The organism is Rhizobium sp. Root483D2 (genome assembly GCF_001426685.1).
Taxonomy (GTDB): domain Bacteria; phylum Pseudomonadota; class Alphaproteobacteria; order Rhizobiales; family Rhizobiaceae; genus Pararhizobium; species Pararhizobium qamdonense.
This window is the reverse complement of record NZ_LMFB01000011.1, coordinates 38,973-55,289: the sequence shown is the minus strand read 5'-3', so window position 1 is coordinate 55,289 and position 16,317 is coordinate 38,973. Positions and strand designations below refer to the sequence as shown.

At 58.6% G+C, this 16,317-nt stretch carries 16 protein-coding genes; 4 read left to right on the top strand and 12 right to left on the bottom strand.

Annotation, left to right across the window (positions count from 1 at the left end):
* Positions 1–38: 38 nt before the first annotated feature.
* From ASD32_RS09320 to ASD32_RS09305, 4 genes are all read right to left on the bottom strand, one after another.
* Positions 39–2,156, bottom strand: coding sequence for a catalase (locus ASD32_RS09320; RefSeq protein WP_060637757.1), 2,118 nt, complete (start codon positions 2,154–2,156; stop codon positions 39–41).
* A gap of 391 nt (positions 2,157–2,547) precedes the next feature.
* The gene (locus tag ASD32_RS30000) at positions 2,548–2,814 is read right to left on the bottom strand and encodes a DUF982 domain-containing protein (RefSeq protein WP_060637756.1); all 267 of its coding nucleotides are present in this window, start codon (positions 2,812–2,814) and stop codon (positions 2,548–2,550) included.
* Between the two features lie 118 nt (positions 2,815–2,932).
* The gene (locus ASD32_RS09310; protein WP_060637755.1) at positions 2,933–3,379 is read right to left on the bottom strand and encodes a hypothetical protein; all 447 of its coding nucleotides are present in this window, start codon (positions 3,377–3,379) and stop codon (positions 2,933–2,935) included.
* Between the two features lie 326 nt (positions 3,380–3,705).
* Positions 3,706–4,437: a GntR family transcriptional regulator gene (locus tag ASD32_RS09305; RefSeq protein WP_060637754.1), complete on the bottom strand. Its 732-nt coding sequence runs from the start codon at positions 4,435–4,437 to the stop codon at positions 3,706–3,708.
* A 242-nt stretch (positions 4,438–4,679) separates the two neighbouring features.
* Here ASD32_RS09305 and ASD32_RS09300 point away from each other — a divergent pair, with 242 nt between their 5' ends.
* Positions 4,680–5,693: an SIS domain-containing protein gene (locus ASD32_RS09300; protein WP_060637753.1), complete on the top strand. Its 1,014-nt coding sequence runs from the start codon at positions 4,680–4,682 to the stop codon at positions 5,691–5,693.
* 133 nt (positions 5,694–5,826) lie between these two features.
* Positions 5,827–6,639, top strand: a complete 813-nt coding sequence (locus ASD32_RS09295) for a PfkB family carbohydrate kinase (protein ID WP_060637752.1) — start codon at positions 5,827–5,829, stop codon at positions 6,637–6,639.
* Positions 6,640–6,702: 63 nt separating this feature from the next.
* On the opposite strand, the gene ASD32_RS09290 is transcribed toward ASD32_RS09295, so the two are convergent.
* The 5 genes from ASD32_RS09290 to ASD32_RS09270 all read right to left on the bottom strand — a co-directional run bounded on the left by ASD32_RS09290 (position 6,703) and on the right by ASD32_RS09270 (position 11,588).
* A complete protein-coding gene (locus ASD32_RS09290) occupies positions 6,703–7,455 on the bottom strand; it encodes an amino acid ABC transporter ATP-binding protein (RefSeq protein ID WP_060637751.1) in 753 nt (250 codons plus the stop codon).
* Between the two features lie 54 nt (positions 7,456–7,509).
* Complete coding sequence (locus ASD32_RS09285; protein ID WP_060637750.1) at positions 7,510–8,481, bottom strand: amino acid ABC transporter permease; 972 nt, start codon at positions 8,479–8,481, stop codon at positions 7,510–7,512.
* A 19-nt stretch (positions 8,482–8,500) separates the two neighbouring features.
* Positions 8,501–9,781 carry an FAD-binding oxidoreductase gene (locus ASD32_RS09280; protein WP_060637749.1) on the bottom strand — a complete coding sequence of 427 codons (1,281 nt, stop codon included), beginning with the start codon at positions 9,779–9,781 and terminating at the stop codon, positions 8,501–8,503.
* 54 nt (positions 9,782–9,835) lie between these two features.
* The gene (locus ASD32_RS09275) at positions 9,836–10,660 is read right to left on the bottom strand and encodes a transporter substrate-binding domain-containing protein (RefSeq protein ID WP_060637748.1); all 825 of its coding nucleotides are present in this window, start codon (positions 10,658–10,660) and stop codon (positions 9,836–9,838) included.
* Positions 10,661–10,952: 292 nt separating this feature from the next.
* Positions 10,953–11,588 carry a TetR family transcriptional regulator gene (locus tag ASD32_RS09270; protein ID WP_060637794.1) on the bottom strand — a complete coding sequence of 212 codons (636 nt, stop codon included), beginning with the start codon at positions 11,586–11,588 and terminating at the stop codon, positions 10,953–10,955.
* Between the two features lie 90 nt (positions 11,589–11,678).
* Between ASD32_RS09270 and ASD32_RS09265 the strand changes: the two genes are divergently transcribed.
* Positions 11,679–12,332: a class I SAM-dependent methyltransferase gene (locus ASD32_RS09265; protein WP_060637747.1), complete on the top strand. Its 654-nt coding sequence runs from the start codon at positions 11,679–11,681 to the stop codon at positions 12,330–12,332.
* A gap of 62 nt (positions 12,333–12,394) precedes the next feature.
* The gene (locus ASD32_RS09260) at positions 12,395–13,288 is read left to right on the top strand and encodes an SDR family oxidoreductase (RefSeq protein WP_060637746.1); all 894 of its coding nucleotides are present in this window, start codon (positions 12,395–12,397) and stop codon (positions 13,286–13,288) included.
* Positions 13,289–13,350: 62 nt separating this feature from the next.
* Here the strand turns inward: ASD32_RS09260 and ASD32_RS09255 are convergent, their stop codons facing one another.
* From ASD32_RS09255 to ASD32_RS09245, 3 genes are read right to left on the bottom strand one after another with little or no spacing between them, the layout of a single operon-like run.
* Complete coding sequence (locus tag ASD32_RS09255) at positions 13,351–14,916, bottom strand: response regulator (RefSeq protein WP_060637745.1); 1,566 nt, start codon at positions 14,914–14,916, stop codon at positions 13,351–13,353.
* A 6-nt stretch (positions 14,917–14,922) separates the two neighbouring features.
* On the bottom strand, positions 14,923–15,489 hold the full coding sequence (locus tag ASD32_RS09250) for a chemotaxis protein CheB (protein ID WP_060637744.1): 567 nt from the start codon (positions 15,487–15,489) through the stop codon (positions 14,923–14,925).
* Positions 15,486–16,316, bottom strand: a complete 831-nt coding sequence (locus tag ASD32_RS09245) for a CheR family methyltransferase (protein WP_060637793.1) — start codon at positions 16,314–16,316, stop codon at positions 15,486–15,488. Before ASD32_RS09245 ends, ASD32_RS09250 begins: the two co-directional genes overlap by 4 nt.
* Between the last annotated feature and the right edge of the window lies 1 nt (position 16,317).

Here is a 16,317-nt window from a genome sequence, read left to right as displayed (position 1 = left end):
TCATGGGCAGGACCGCAAAGGCCCTGCCCATATCACGATCAGTTCAGCTTTACAGCGAGCTCACGCGGCCAGAAGCGTAGATTTCCGGCTTGATCCAGGAAGGACGCTGCCGTTGCTTTATCCTTGATTGCAACAGTGCCCTCATCGAGATCACCAGCTATTCCCACCTTTTCAAGCAAGGGCATAGCCTCGGCAACATAGGCGATATATTTGCAATGCGTGAACGCGTCGGCAACGAAGTCCTTGGCTGACGCCTCCTTGCAAAGATCGGCGACACCGGCAGCGGACACGACAAGCGCGACTGCATCGTAGAGGACCGAGGGACCGCCATCGATCATCTGATGCGCCTCCACCCGGCTGCCATCCGACATCACGGCGCCACCGATCTTTGGCGCAATGACCTCAAACGACGCTTTCTGCTTTTTCACGCTGTCAAGCAAGGCGTTGAAGGTCTGGATATCGGCGCCATCGGTGACAAGGATCCCAAGCTTGCGGCCTTCGAAGCGCTGAGGCGCACGGGCCGCGATGCTGAGCGCTGGCGACGCTTCCAAATCCTGCCGTGTCGGCACGGCCGCATCGGCTGCCTTTGGCATCGAAGCCAATCCAAGCGCATCGGCAACCTTTTTGGCAAGCGCCTCGTCGATGTTCAACAGGTGAGACACCATCCGTTCGCGGATGACCGGCATCTCCACTTTCGACAGCTCGAAAATTAGCGCAGCGGCGATGTGGCGCTGCTCCGGTTCCGTCTGGCTGATAAAGAATTGCCGCGCTTGGCTATAATGGTCGGCAAAGCTCTCGGGGCGCAACCGCGCCTTCGGCCCTTGTTCTTCGGCGGGGAAATGACGATAGCCCTTTACCGGCGATTCCCTCGGGCCCTCGCCAAACGAGTTCGGCTGATAGTTGACCTGGCCCACAGGATTGCGCATCGCCATGTGCCCATCCTGCTGGAAATGCGCGAACGGACACTTGGGCGCATTGATCGGCAGATGGGTGAAATTCGGCCCGCCCAGACGCTTCAATTGCGTATCGAGATAGGAAAAATTGCGGCCCTGCAGCAGGGGATCGTTGCTGAAATCGATGCCCGGCGGCACGTTCTGGGTCATGAAGGCAACTTGCTCGGTTTCGGCAAAGAAATTGTCGGGCATCCGATCGAGCACAAGGCGGCCGATCGGCTGCGGCGGTAGAATTTCCTCCGGAATGATCTTGGTCGGATCGAGGACGTCGAAGTCAAAACTGTCGGCGAAGGCCTGGTCGAAAAGTTGGACCTGCAATTCCCATTCCGGGAAATTACCGGACTGGATCGACTGCCACAAATCGCGGCGATGAAAATCGGGATCGGCGCCGTTGATCTTGACCGCTTCATTCCAAGCCACCGACTGAACGCCAAGCTTCGGCTTCCAGTGAAACTTAACGAAGGTCGATTCATCCTTGGCGTTGACGAGACGGAAGGTATGGACGCCAAAGCCTTCCATGAAGCGGAACGACCGCGGAATGGTGCGGTCCGACATGATCCACATCACCATGTTCATGCTTTCGGGCGTCAGGCTGATAAAGTCCCAGAATGTATCATGCGCGGTTTGCGCCTGCGGAAAAGACCGGTCGGGGTCCGGCTTAGCGGCATGGATGAGGTCCGGAAACTTGATGGCGTCCTGGATGAAGAACACCGGGATATTGTTGCCGACGAGGTCCCAGTTGCCTTCCTTCGTGTACATTTTTACGGCAAAGCCGCGCACGTCGCGTGCAAGGTCTGCCGACCCCTGGCTACCGGCAACGGTGGAGAAGCGCACGAAGGCGGGGGTGCGTTCGCCGGGGCGCTGGAACAAATCCGCGCGCGTATACGAGGCAAGGGATTCATAGGTTTCGAAGAAACCGTGCGCCGCATATCCCCGGGCATGGACCACCCGCTCCGGAATGCGTTCATGATCGAAATGGAACATTTTTTCACGGAAGTGAAAATCATCGACGACAAGCGGGCCGCGAGCGCCGACGCGTAGGGAGTTCTGGTCGTCGGCGACGGGGCCTCCCTGCGCCGTGGTCATGACCGGTGCGCCGTCTTCGGCGAACTGGTGCAGTTCCCCGCCTTCGCCCCGGTGCAGTTTTTGATCGTGGATGGTGGCGGCGTTTGCAGGCGACGCAGGTGTGGACTTCTTGGCCATCAAGGGGGCTCCGGATTTGAGGATAGAGCCAAGACAATCGCCTCATCTGCCTTTTGTTCCGTCAATTGAAGCCAAGCCGCCCTCATGTGCATTCAGCGCAGATCGCATGTGAGTCTGAAGGCCGACCGGAACTGAGTCTGAAGGCTGACCGGAACACGCTCCGATATGCCCGACCCCTGCCGAAAATACCATTTTTTCTAGGCACATTGACTAAGCGACAAAATTGAAATCAACGGAAACGCTAGCCAAAACCAGATGGCGCTGGCCAATCCAGAGGCTCTTGCACTGTTTTCAGCCATTGCATAACTGGAAGTAAGATGCTTGCAACCGGGCGCAGCATGAATGGCGTGTTTCAGAAGTCCTGATCAGACTCTGGCCGCTGAAGCCAACATTACTCGGCGAGGATATCAGCCTCAACGCATGCGGCGACAAAGTCGTCGCGGATGGATGCCGCCGGGACGCGTCTGCCAAGCGCCGCCATGCAGAGTTTTCGGGCGCGCTCATACTGCTCGCCGCCTGTCTGCGGCCATCGTTGCATCATGGTGTTTAAGGCGGATTGCGGGCCATCGATATTGACGGGGACACCATGGCCGACGCGCACGCGCACGGGCTCGGCCCAGCAGATATCGCTGCAATTCATTTCCGTTTCGATGATCATTTTGGGGCTCCTCCCAGAGCCATCAAAACAACTCGGATCGCTAATATTTGTTCCATGCCAGGAAACGGCATTGTTCTGACAAGGCTGGCTGTCAGACGGTCGGATGCAGCGAAAACGGTTATGACGCCGGGATGAATTTTCCCTCATAGCGCACCCGAAAATTGCGGCGTTCCGCTTCGTCGCGAAAGCAGACGAAAATCAGTTCGAGATCGCTGTTGCTGTCGGCCCGGCCCAGCAGGCAGAACGTGACGACGACGGCTTGCGCATAACTGCGGCTCAGGCGGATTGCAGCGCTGCGGATTTCGTTGATGCTGAGATCGTCGCGGCTCTCAACGCGCTGGTAGACCAGCCAAAAGCGCGTTGTCTGCCATAATGTTCTCAATGCGTCCGTCACCTCGTCCTTGAACTCGTCCGCGCTCATGGCCGGAGCCCAGGAAAGGGTCAACTCGTCCTCCTCACCATATTGATTGAAGTAGCCGTCGAAACCCTGTCCGCTCGACAGCCGTTCCTCCAGCATCGCGAATGCTGCGGCATCGGTAATCGCGGTTTTGAAAAATATCGCCATGCGGCACCCAAAATGATGGGTAGAAAGGCTTTAACGCTGGGTTCGATAAAGCGGCTGACTACGGATGAAGGAAAGACAGGAATTGCTCAAGCGCGACCGGTGGGACCGGGCTGCATTGCGGCCGGGAAGGGGGCTTTGCACTGGCGTTTTTTCTTCAGCACGCATCGTGCCTGATCGATTTCGTAATCGCGAACCCATACGTGCATTTGAAACCTTTGAGCGTGGACCTTTGAACGTAGTGGTAATTTATCGACTGTTCGAAAATTTACCAGCGGTGCAATGACCATTTCACTTGGCGCGCGCTATGGCGTGACGGCCGCTCAAGTCTACTTGCGCACCAGGCTGAAGGAAAAATGACTGCCGCGATGGTAGTCGATCGCGTAAATGACGGGGGTGCCCGCCGCGTTGAAACAGGTTTCGGTAATCAGGAGTGCCGGGCCGAAATCGCGCAAGTCGTTGCGCGCGACGACGTCATCGGGAAGCATCACGGCCGTTACCGAGGCGGCGGACATGCGTGGCCGCTGCTTTTGCTGATCCAGCAAGGACAGGAGCGATCCGCTCCAGTCGATATCGTAAAGGCGCATCGGGATAATGGCGCGCGGCACATAGTCGATGCAGTACATGATCGGGGTGTCGTTTTCCAGGCGCAGGCGCTCGATGCGAATGACGCGGTCGCCCGGTTCGAGCCGCAGCTGTTTCGCGACGGTTTCGTCCGGAGCAAGTTCGGAGATCGACAGAACCTTGTTTTTGGGCGTGTAGCCATATTGCTGCGCCATCTCCGTGACGCTTTCAAAGACGGTAATCGGCCGGTCGACCTGCACGGCAGAGATGGCCGAGACAAAGCGGCCGCGCCCATGCTCGACATAGATGATGTTGTCCTGTTCCAGCAGTTTCAGCGCCTCGCGCACGGCCGGGCGCGAGATCTTGAAGCGCGCGGTCAGCTGTGCCTCGGTCGGGAGTTTATCGCCGGGTTTCAGGCCTTCATCCCGTATGAGATCGGCAATGCGATCACGAAGCTGGATCACCAGGGTGCGGGCATCACGAAGGGGTTCGTCCAAGGCAATCCTCGATTTCCGTTCCGGCTATTCTTCTCATTGTCTGACAAATGTCGGGAGGTCAAGCCAAGTGTCAAAACTCTGCAGCAGTATGGTGCGCCGTACATTGATGATTTTGGGCCCTTCAACGAAGCAAAGACCCTTGACACCATAATTTCAAGATGTCAGTTGTCTTACAACTTGCCGGCCATGGCAGGATCAAACGATCGCGGGTGGGCCGTGGTCTCCACAACAGTGAGTTTTCCATGCTGAATTTCGATGAAGAAAGATACCTGCGCATCCAGTCCGGCGCTGCCGGTCTTGCCGGACGGTTCGATCAGGTGATTGCCGATTGCCTTAAAGCGGGCGCCGAAAACATATTCTTCCTTGGAACGGGTGGCGCCGCCATCCTGATGCAGCCGGCCTATCAGCTGCTGCAGCGCAAGTCCCGCTTTCCGTCTTTCATCGATCTGACAGCCGAACTCTTCATCACGGGCTCGGCAAATCTGACGAAAAACTCGATCGTCGTCATGCCGTCGCTGTCGGGAACGACCAAGGAGAGCGTTGCGCTGCTGGCAAAGGTCAAGGAAACCGGCGCTACGGTCCTCACCTTGGTTGGTCACGAGGACACACCGCTCGGCAAGGGTGGCGATCATGTCTTCGTCAATTTCGCCGAAGACGATACGTCCTGCGAATCCTTCTATCTTCAGTCGCTGTTCATCGCGCTGTCGATCATGAAGCATCGCAACGAGATTTCGAACTACGAGCAGCTCGCCAGTGAACTGCAGCAGCTTCCAAAGCGTCTTGTCGAGGTCAAGCGCGCCTATGAAGACAAGGCCGACGGTTTTGCAAAAATCCTTGCCGCCTCCGATTATCATATCGTCACCGGCAGCGGGAACGTCTGGCCGCAGGCTTTCTATTACGGCATGTGCATTCTTGAAGAAATGCAGTGGATCCGCACCCGCCCCGTCCATGCGTCCGACTTTTTCCACGGCACGCTCGAACTGGTCGAGAAGGGCGTCAGCGTCATCCTGTTCAAGGGCGAAGACGCGTGCCGGCCGATTGCCGACCGGGTCGAAAAATTCGCGCCCAATTACACCGACAAGCTCACGGTACTGGACACGGCGGACTTCGTGCTGCCGGGCATTTCGCCGGAGGTGCGTGGCCTGATCTCGCCGATCCTGCTGGCAACGGTGCTGGAGCGCATCAGCGCGCATCTCGAAGTCATGCGCAACCATCCACTGACGACACGGCGCTATTACAAGAAGGTTGCCTACTGAGCCCTCATCGGCAAGATGACCGTCAAGCGGCGGCGCATGTTTTTGCAAGTGTCAAAGCTGGCTGAGTTAAGAAGGCCGCGGCCGTCAAAATGACAGTCGCGGCCTTGCCGTTGCAATCAATCTTTGAGGTTCCATGTCTCACTACCGTTTCGCCATCGTTGGCGACAATTGTGTCGATCGCTTCCAGCCTCCCGTCGGCCAGTCGCTGGTCGGCGGTAACGCCGTCAATGTTGCCGTCCAGCTCGCTCTGTTGGGCCACATTGTCTATTATTTCGGCGCCGTGGGCGAGGACGCCGATGGTGCGCGCACCCGCAGCCTGCTGTCACAGAACGGTGTGAAGCTTGACCATCTCCAGACGCTGCCTGGAAAGAGCGCCTACACAAATATCGAGATCACAGAGAGCGGAGATCGCATCTTCGCCTTTGAGGATTTTGGTGTCTGCCAGGACTACAGGCCAAACGACACGGATTTTGCCGCACTTCTAACCATGGATCACGTTCATATCGGCTGGATTGCCGACGAAGGGGCCACGCGCCGCCGTTTGGCTGCCGCAGGCATCAGCGTGTCGCAGGATATTTCCGTCAACAATGATCCGGTTCATCTCGGAATAGACGGTCTGCGTATCGCCTTCGGTTCGGCGGGTGAAGACCGGGAGAGGGCCGAGACGTTGATGAAGCTATTGCTTGCTAAGGGCGCAAAGCTTGCAGTCGTCACGCGCGGCAGCGAGGGGTCGGCGGCAACCGACGGCAACGAATGGGCTGAGACCGGAATAACTCCTGTCGATATCGTCGATACCACGGGTGCCGGCGACAGCTTCATCGCCGGTTTTCTGCATGCGTTTATCGCAGGAAGCGGACTTCAAGCCTGCATCGTCTCCGGCCGCGACAATGCGGCCCGCACCTGCACCCATGTGGGCGGTTTTCCGCAGGAACCGCACCCGCTCTGAGCCCGCCGACCACGCAGCAAAAGAGCCGGTGCGACGGGTCCGGCTCTTTTCATCGTCCAGATGTCAGTGAAGGATCTGGCTGAGGAACAGCCGGCTCCGTTCGTTCTGTGGATTATCGAAGAATTGGGTCGGCGGCGCCTCTTCCACGATACGGCCCTGGTCCATGAAGATCACCCGGTCGGCAACCTGACGGGCAAAGCCCATCTCATGGGTCACGCAGATCATCGTCATACCCTCTTGCGCCAGCGATACCATCGTATCGAGCACTTCCTTGACCATCTCCGGATCAAGCGCCGAGGTCGGCTCATCAAACAGCATCACCCTGGGGCTCATGCACAGCGCGCGGGCGATGGCCACTCGCTGCTGCTGGCCTCCGGACAGTTGGCCCGGATATTTGTTAGCCTGTTCTGGAATGCGCACGCGCTCCAGGAAGTGCATGGCGATTTCGGTTGCTGCTGATTTGCTCATCTTGCGGACCCAGACGGGTGCGAGAATGCAGTTCTGCAGAACGGTGAGATGTGGAAAGAGATTGAAGTGCTGGAACACCATGCCGACTTCGCGGCGCACGTCGTTGATGTTTTTCTCGTCCTCGTTCAATTCGATACCACCAACGGCGATGATGCCTTCCTGGTGGGCTTCGAGCCGGTTGATGCAGCGGATCAACGTGGATTTGCCTGAGCCGGATGGCCCGCAGATCACGATCCGCTCCTTCTTGGCAATCTCAAGGTTGATATCTGTGAGCGCATGGTACGCACCGTACCATTTGTGCACGCCGGTCAGCGCGATCTCGATGTCAGGCTTGGATGATGGCAACATGGACGTTCCTTCAAGGATTTCCCGCAATGAGTGGTTCCGGCAGGCATTGTGGGATCAGCGGGCGTTGAAACGTCCGAAATGGCCTTCAATGCGCGACTGCAGGTATTCGAGGCCCATGGACAGAACCCAGTAGATCATCGAGGCGGTGATCAGCATTTCGATATGGCGGAACTCCGTCTGCCCCTGCGTGCGGGCGAGATACATGATCTCCCAGACACCGACGACGGAGACGAGCGACGAGTCTTTCAGCATGGCGATGAACTGATTGCCGGTCGGCGGGACGATAACCCGCATCGCCTGTGGAAGAATGACCAAGAACATCGTCTGATTGGGGCTCAGTCCAAGCGCTGTCGCCCCTTCCGTCTGGCCACGCGAGATGCTCTCGATGCCGGCGCGGAAAATCTCGGTCATGTAAGCACCGTAGCAGAGCGACAAAGCGAGGATGCCTGCGGGAACAGCGCTGATGACGTAGCCGACCTGCGGCAGCCCGAGATAGATGATATAGATCTGCATCAGCAAGGGCAGGCCACGGAAAAGCGACGTATAGAAAGTGGCAAGACCGTAGACCACACCATTCTTCGAGAGCTTCGCCATCGCCCCCGCCAGAGCAATGACGGTCGCAATCGCAATCGAGATGGCGGAGATGTAGAGCGTCGTGACCACGCCTTGCGAGATCATGAAACCGATCTTGCGGGCGATGAAGGACAAGGAGAGATCGAAGGAGTAGAAGAACAGCATCAGGAGGACGAACAACTCGATCCAGACCGTCACGATCTGTTGCCGGCGGGGCAGAAGCTGCAACAGTTTCCAGTTGAACGCGATGATCAGGGCAATCGCGACGGCAGAAAGGGCGCGCCCAAGCTGCTTGTTGTCTTTCAGCCAGTCGATCGCCGGCGGATAGAGCTTGCCGATCCAGGCGGAGCTTATTCCCAGCGCATAAAGTGCCGCAGCGACCAGGGCAAAAATCAGCAAGACGCCGATGCGGCGCGCCACCGTGGGATAGGTGAGTAACAGTCTTCCGAGCATAATGTCCCCGATTTTTTGATCAGGCGGCGCGTTCGCGCCACCAGTCCTGCGCCTGCAATTTCCAATAGGTGAGTTGTGCGGTCGCAAGCCCCGCAAGACCGCCCGCCCAAACGAGGCCGAACGGTTTGAAGAGCCGGTAGCGGTCCGATTGCTTGAGAATGCCTTCAGCCACCAGCTTGCCGCCAATCGCCGTCGTGTTGAGGCCGTGTCCCCCGAAGGCGGTGCAATGCCACACACCCGGCTGCATTTCCCCGATCTGGGGCATGAGATGGCGGGCATAGGACATGAGGCCGGACCAGGCCAGCTCGGTCTTCAGGTCTTTCAGCTGGGGATAGGTGGTCGTCATCTCGCGGCGTAGTTCACCGGCAAGCGCTGCGGGCGAGGCAGCCCGCGTGGTGATGCGGCCGCCCCAAAGGATACGCTTTCCATCCTCGACGACACGGTAGTAGTCGCCGGCACGGCGGTTGTCGCCGATCGCATCGCGGGTGGCAATCGCGCTACGGATGAGGTCCGGCGCTTCTTCCGTCAGCATGACATAGGTGGCAATCGGCAAATAGGCGCGATTGAGTTTTCCGACCAGCGAGGATGTGTAGCCCCCCGTGGTAAAGACGATCTGGCGGGCGCGCACCTGTCCGCCCTGGCATGTGACGAGCTTTTGTGCGCCCGCCAGGCTGCAACGCGTCGCCTGTGAATTTTCGTAGATACGGCCCCCCAGCCGCTCGATCTCTGTTGCGAGCGCCCGTAGATAATTCAGCGGGTGCATGTGGAAGGCTTTCGGATCGCGCAGCGCCTGGAAATAGCGGTTGGATTTGAGGCGCCCGCGGACCGCGTCGGTCCCGATAAACTCGAGTTCATAGTTGTATTCGCGGCGCATATGGTCCGCATGCGCCTTCAGGCTTGCGCCGTCATCGTAGCGTGTCACGCTCATGATGCCGGCCTGCGGTTTTGCCTCCGAGATTTCCAGTTCGCGGATCGTGTTGCGGATAAAATCCACGCCCTCGATCGAAAGCAGATGCAGTTTTCGCGCAGCATCAGGGCCTGCGGCACGGGCGATGGCGTCGCTGCCGGTTGCAAAACCGGGGCTGACGAAGCCACCATTGCGGCCGGATGCGCCAAAGCCGACGCTGCTGGCTTCGAGAACTGTGACGGAATGGCCCGCACGGGCAAGCTGCAGGGCGGTCGTCAGGCCGGCGAGGCCACCGCCAATGATCACGGTGTCGCAATCGACGGAGCCGGAGAGTGCAGGACGCTCGGCCGCGTTCGCCAAGGTGCGGCGGTAATAGGTATCTGGATAGGTCATGGGAGGCTCATCTGGCAAGAAGATGCCGGGCTCGCGCCCGGCATTATTGAAGGCTTAGTCGGCGCTGTAGTCCTTGCCATACCATTTGGTCGTCAGGGCAGCGAGCGTGCCGTCCTTTTTCATGTCGGCGATGAAGCCGCCGATCTTTGCGGTCCATTCCGGATCGGTCTTTTCGCCGATGACGACCAGCGGTTCGCGGAAGGCGTAGCCGTCTTCGAGAATGCGCAGCGGATAGCCATTCTTGATCGCGTTCTTGGCAGTCTGCTCGGGCGCAATGACGGCATCGAGACGCACACCGGCGCCAAGGCGCAGGTCGTCGAACGGCAGCATCGAATCGGCAAATGTGCGGATTTCGCCCGGCTCCAGCTTGTACTCGATCGGCGGCAGGCCGGGAGCATCGATTTCCAGCTGACGGCGGATAAAGTCTTCCGATGTCGTGGCGGTCTCGACGCCAATGACCTTCCCGTTCAGATCGCTCACCGCCTTGGCGGGGCTATCCTTGTGAACCACGTAGACATAGGGGCTGTAATAGTAGATGCCGGCAAAATCGATGACCTGCGCGCGCGCTTTGGTCGGCGTGACGGAACCGACGCCAATGTCGTAGCGGCCCTGCCAGCGTCCACCCGTCAGTGTGGCCCAGTCCGGTGTCTGGAAGCTCACTTCGACGCCGAGGCGCTTGGCGATCTCACGGGAGACATCGATATCGAAGCCAACCATTTCATTGTTGTCATCGAGAAAGCTCTGCGGCGGCCAGCTGCTGTTGGTCGCAACAACCATCGCCTTGTTTTCCATGACGCGATCCAGCGTTTCGCCTGCATAGGCAGAATTTGCGGCAGCCAGCAGCGCAGTGCCAGCAATAAGCTTTGCGAAAATATTCATAGTGCCTCCCAGCATACTCAGCGACATTTTGTAAGATGTCTGACAACGACATATTGAGGGTGCAGCCACGGCTGTCAATCGATGCATTGCCGGAGTTCATGAGGAATCAGGATGAGCATGTGCGACGGGGTCACAATGTATGCGCCGCAACATTTTTGTGCAGCGCAGGGGAAGACAGGCCCTAACGAAAAGTCTCAAGTCCGGTTTCAGTTTCCCGAGCGCTGGCATTCCACAGCTGTCAGCAAGGATACCCAGCGCTAAAAAGTTACTGCGCGTCCGGCACCCGTCTGCTTCATTTCCCTGCTGCCACACCGAGCAGGTATGAGCTGAACATGTCGGCCATCGCACCGGCATAGACCTCGATTTCCTTGTCTGTGCGTGGGCTGGTGGAAAATTCTTTTCCAACCGTGCTCAGCGTTGTGGTGACGAGATCGCCGGCGAGTTCGCGCGCTTGCGGCGATGCCTGCGGCAGAAGCTCCAGCATGAACCGGGCGATCAGCGGCTCGTCCGTCTCCTTGGCGGCATGCGCCTCCGACGCGTCGCGATAAAGCGGGGCCGCATCGCTCAAGGCTCCACGCACCGCCGCCTCCTCGCATTCGGACTGGAGGAAAGCGTGAACGAGGGATCGTAGCCGATCCAATGGTGGCCGGGAATAATCAGTGAGGATCGCGCCGAGCAGGCTCGACGTCTGCCGCCACTCGTCGCTTTGCAGCCGGAACAGGATCGCCGCCTTGTTGGGGAAATATTGGTAGAGTGAACCGACGCTGACACCCGCCCGCTCCGCAACCCGCGCAGTGGTGAAACGCTGCGCGCCTTCCTGCGCCAAAACCTGAATAGCAGCCTGGAGAATGGCTGTGACCAGATCGTTCGAGCGGGCCTGCTTTGGTGCTTTTCGTGAAGAAATACGGGCACTTGCGCGATCTGTCATCTGGGGCACCTGCAATGCGATTAGCGAACACGACGAATTATTCGTATTTTCACTCTCGAAAGCAAGTTACCTGACACAAAGGCATTTCCGATGACCACCCTGACACGCCAGCCACTGGGCGCACTTCTTGACCGCCTGTTCGACGAGGCCGATGCGGCGACCAGCCCCGCCATGGGCGCCCTATCCGAAGAGGAGCGTGAGCGCCTCCTGCGCAGCAAGACGGACTATCTGCATTTCTACGGCCTGATAAAGGAACTTTGGCTTCCGGTGTCGCGCGAGACAGGCCGTCTTCTGTACCTGTTGGCGCGCTCCAGTTACGCCCGCACGATTGTGGAATTTGGAACGTCCTTCGGTATCTCGACGTTGTTCCTGGCCGCAGCATTGCGCGATAATGGTGGCGGCCAATTGATTACGAGCGAATTCGAACCATCCAAAGTGCTTCGTGCAAAACAGAACCTTGACGCAGGCGGACTTCTTGACCTTGTCGATCTCAGGCAGGGCGATGCCCTCAAGACGTTCACCGACCTTCCAGACGCGATCGACCTGGTTCTGCTCGATGGTGCCAAGGCCCTCTACCTCGATATTTTCAAGCTGATTGAGCCGCAACTGAGCCCCGGTGCATTGATCATTGCCGACGATGCCGATGATTGCCCGGAATATGTCGATTATATCCGGTCCAACCCCGGCCGCTATATGTCCACATCCGTAGCAGACGATATTTTAGTGACCATGCGCAGCGCCTGATCCGGCATTTCAGACACAAACGTCCACCCGCTCAGGCGGCGACCTTATCAAGGAGAATATCAATGCATGTATTTGTTACAGGGGCGACCGGTTGGGTCGGCTCGGCGATCGTCAAGGACCTGATCGAAGCCGGCCATACGGTTTCCGGACTGTCCCGATCAGCGGACAAGGCGATTGCACTGACGGCAAGCGGCGCCCGCCCCGTCACAGGCAGCCTGGAGGATTTTGCCGTGCTGCAGCAGGCTGCCATGGAAGCGGATGCTGTTATTCACACGGCTTTCAATCACGATTTCATCCAAGGAAATTTGGGCAACGACTTTTCCAAGTTTCTGGAAAGTGCGGCGCTCGATGAGCGGGTCATCGAATTTCTCGGCAAGGTGCTGTCCGGTTCAGACCGTCCGTTGCTGGTAACTTCGGGCCTCTCGGGCCTGCCGCTCGGCGCCATCGAAACCGACCTCCCGAACCCGGCTGCGCCACGCAAATCGGAATTGGCCGCCCAGGCCGCTGCCGAGCGCGGCGTTCGGGCAGCAACCGTGCGGCTTGCTCCCTCCGTTCACGGACTAGGAGACTACGGCTTCATCCCGGTCCTCGTCCGCCTGGCCCGTCAAACAGGTGTCTCGGCTTATCTCGACAACGGCTCGAACTGCTGGTCGGGGGTGCACCGCGATGATGCCGCCCGCATCTATCGCCTCGCGCTTGAAAGCGGCGTGACCGAGCGTGTCTATCATGCCGTAGCTGACGAGGCGGTCCCGTTACGTCAGATTGCCGAGGTCATCGGCCGCCAGTTGGGCTTACCCGTTGAGCCGCGCCCTCGCGAGCATTTCGGCTGGTTTGCCAGCATGGCCGGCGGCACTATGGCGGCGTCCAGCGCCCGGACACGCGCTGTCCTTGGATGGGCTCCGGCCGGTCCGGATCTCTTGTCCGACCTGGATCAAGCGGACTATTACGCCGCCTGATCGGAAAACTACCGTCACCCTGGAGATGTATGGTCAGAACTCCCTCCAGGGTGACAAGCTCTTCACATTCCAGAAGCCTGCGGCAAGGCCGCCTCTGCCAAAAGCTTTTCAAGATCCTCGAAGGCCACGGGCTTGGTCAGATGATGATTGAACCCTGCCTCCTGCGCCAGCGTCTTGTCGCGGCTTTGTCCCCAGCCTGTCTGCGCGATGATAGGCGTATTCCTGAAGAGCTCGTCCTTTCGGAAAGCCCGGCAGACCTCGTAACCGTCCATGCCGGGCAATCCGATATCCAGAAGGATCGCATCGGGACGATACCGCTGTGCGGCTTCAAGCGCTTTTGGCCCATCCGACGCGATTTCGAAATCATGTCCCATCTCTTCCAGCATCAAGCCCAGCATGAAGGCGAGCTCGGCATTGTCATCGACCACAAGCACCTTCAAGGAATGCGCGGCCGGAATTTCGCTCGATGAAACTTCCATCGGACGGTCCTGCGTTTCCGTTTTGGACGACAGCGGCAAATGAACGCTGAACACGCTACCGATGCCATCGGCGCGGCCCTTTGCCTCAACGGTCCCGCCATGCAGGCCCACCAGCTGCTTGACCAGCGCCAGACCTATTCCGAGGCCTCCCTGCGCCCGGCCCAGATGATCATCGACCTGGGCAAAGAGCTGAAACACTTCGGATCGCATGGCGGCGGGTATGCCGATGCCATTGTCCGAAACCTCGATGACGGCCTCGCCACCCACAGCGCGCACGGAAACATCGATCCGGCCGCCAGAAGGTGTGTATTTCGCGGCATTGTTCAAAAGATTGGCGATGACCTGCGAAATGCGGGTGTGGTCGGCATCGAGCCAGAGCTGCTCTGGCGGAATATCGACAGTGAGTGAATGCTGCGCCGCTTCGATAAGGGGACGGCTCGCCTCGATCGCCGATCGCACGACATCCCCAACCACGATCGCATCCTTGCGAAGCTCGATCTTGCCCTGGCTGACCCGCGAGACGTCCAGAAGGTCGTCGATCAACCGCACCAGATGCACCATTTGCCGATCCATCATATCGCGAATGCTGCCGGCATCCGGCCCGTCGGGATCCCGGCGCAGGATATCCAGCCCGTGGCGCAAGGGCGCCAGCGGATTGCGCAATTCATGCGCCAGGGTTGCCAGAAACTCGTCCTTGCGGCGATCGGCCTGCTTTAAGGCGTCGGCCTGCGCCTCCAGCTCGTCGCGCTGCGATGCGATCTGCTGGCGCTGCCGGTAGAGTTCGAAGAACACATCGGCCTTGCTGCGCAGAATGTCGGTTTCGATGGGCTTTTGAATGAAATCGACAGCGCCTGCCTCATAGCCGCGAAAGCGGCGCTGGCCATCGGCGCTGCCGGCTGTCACGAAGATGATCGGCACACGCCGGGTGCGCTCATTGCCGCGCATCAGTTCTGCCAGCTCGAAGCCATTCAGGCCCGGCATCTGGACGTCGATAAGGGCGAGCGCCACATCGTTTTGCAAAAGCAGTTCAAGCGCCTGATCGCCGGAGCGCGCCTTCAGAAGGACCAGACCCTCGCGGCGCAAAAGCGCCTCCAGAGAGAGGAGATTTTCCTCAAGATCATCGACCAAAAGAAAGGATACGGGGCTCATGTTCGGTCAAACCTTTTGCAAAAATGAGAGGATGGCGTCGAGCGGCATGACGTGAGCGGTGGGACACATCGCTATCGCCGCTTGCGGCATCGCAGGCGCAAACGCGCCGTCTGGAGTTTGAACAATCGCCGTTCCGCCTGCCTCGACAACCGCACGCAGACCGGCAGCGCCATCGTGATTGGCACCGGTGAGAACAATGGCGATCAGGCCGGCGCCATAGGCATCCGCAGCCGTTTCAAACAGAACGTCGATGGATGGACGCGAAAACAGCACCGCTTCGTCGCTGGACAAGGACAGGCTTCCGTTGGCTTCGACAAGCAGGTGATAGTTCGGCGGCGCAAAATAGGCGGTGCCGCCACGGATCGGCTGTTTGTCTTCGGCCTCAAGCACAACGATCCGGCTTTTCGCCTGGAAGAGTTCCGCAAGCACGCTGCGCTTGTCAGGCGGGATATGAACGACCACGATGAGAGGCAGATCGAAATTGCCGGGCAGTGCCGGCAGAATGACCGACAGGGCCTCCAGCGCACCCGCCGAGGCTCCGATCACGATGGCTTGCGGCCGGTTCTGGTTCATTCGCCTGACCTCTGATAGATTTTCTCCTCGCGGACAAAATCCTTGAAGGCGCCAGAATGATCGGAAAAACGCAGGCTTTCCTTGGCACCGAGGCCGAGAAAGCCCTTGCGGGCGAGCGAATGCTTGAACAGGCCGATGGCGCGATCCTGAAGCGGCCGGTCGAAATAGATCAGAACGTTCCGGCAGGATATCAGGTGCATTTCGCCAAAAACCGCATCGGTCACCAGACTATGATCGGAAAAGACAACATTCTGCCGCAGCGACTTGTCAAACACGGCTCGTCCATAAGCCGCGCTGTAATAGTCCGACAATGAGGACTTGCCGCCGGATTTCCGGTGGTTTTCGGTAAACAGCTGGATGCGGTCGAGATTGTAGACCCCCGCTTCTGCAGTGCGAAGCGCCTCCTGGCTGATATCCGTGGCGTAAAAGATCGTCCGGCTCTCAAGCCCTTCCTCGCGAAACAGGATGACCAGAGAGTACAGTTCCTCGCCGCCGCTGCATCCCGCAATCCAGATCTTCAAGGATGGATAGGTGCTTAAATGAGGTACGACCTGTTCGCGGATCGCCTGGAAATAGCTCGGATCCCGGAACATTTCGCTGACCTGCACGGTCAGATATCCGAGCACGCGAGGCAGCATCTGCGGATCGTGCAAAACACTTTCCTGCATTGCCGAAATCGTTGCGAACCCCAATTGATCGCGTGCCTGCCGCAGGCGGCGCTTGATCGACGCCATCGCATAATTGCGAAAGTCATAATGATAGCGGACATACAGCGCTTCCAGCAGAAGCCGGATTTCAATGTCCTCTACCTTTTCTGGCGCTGACATT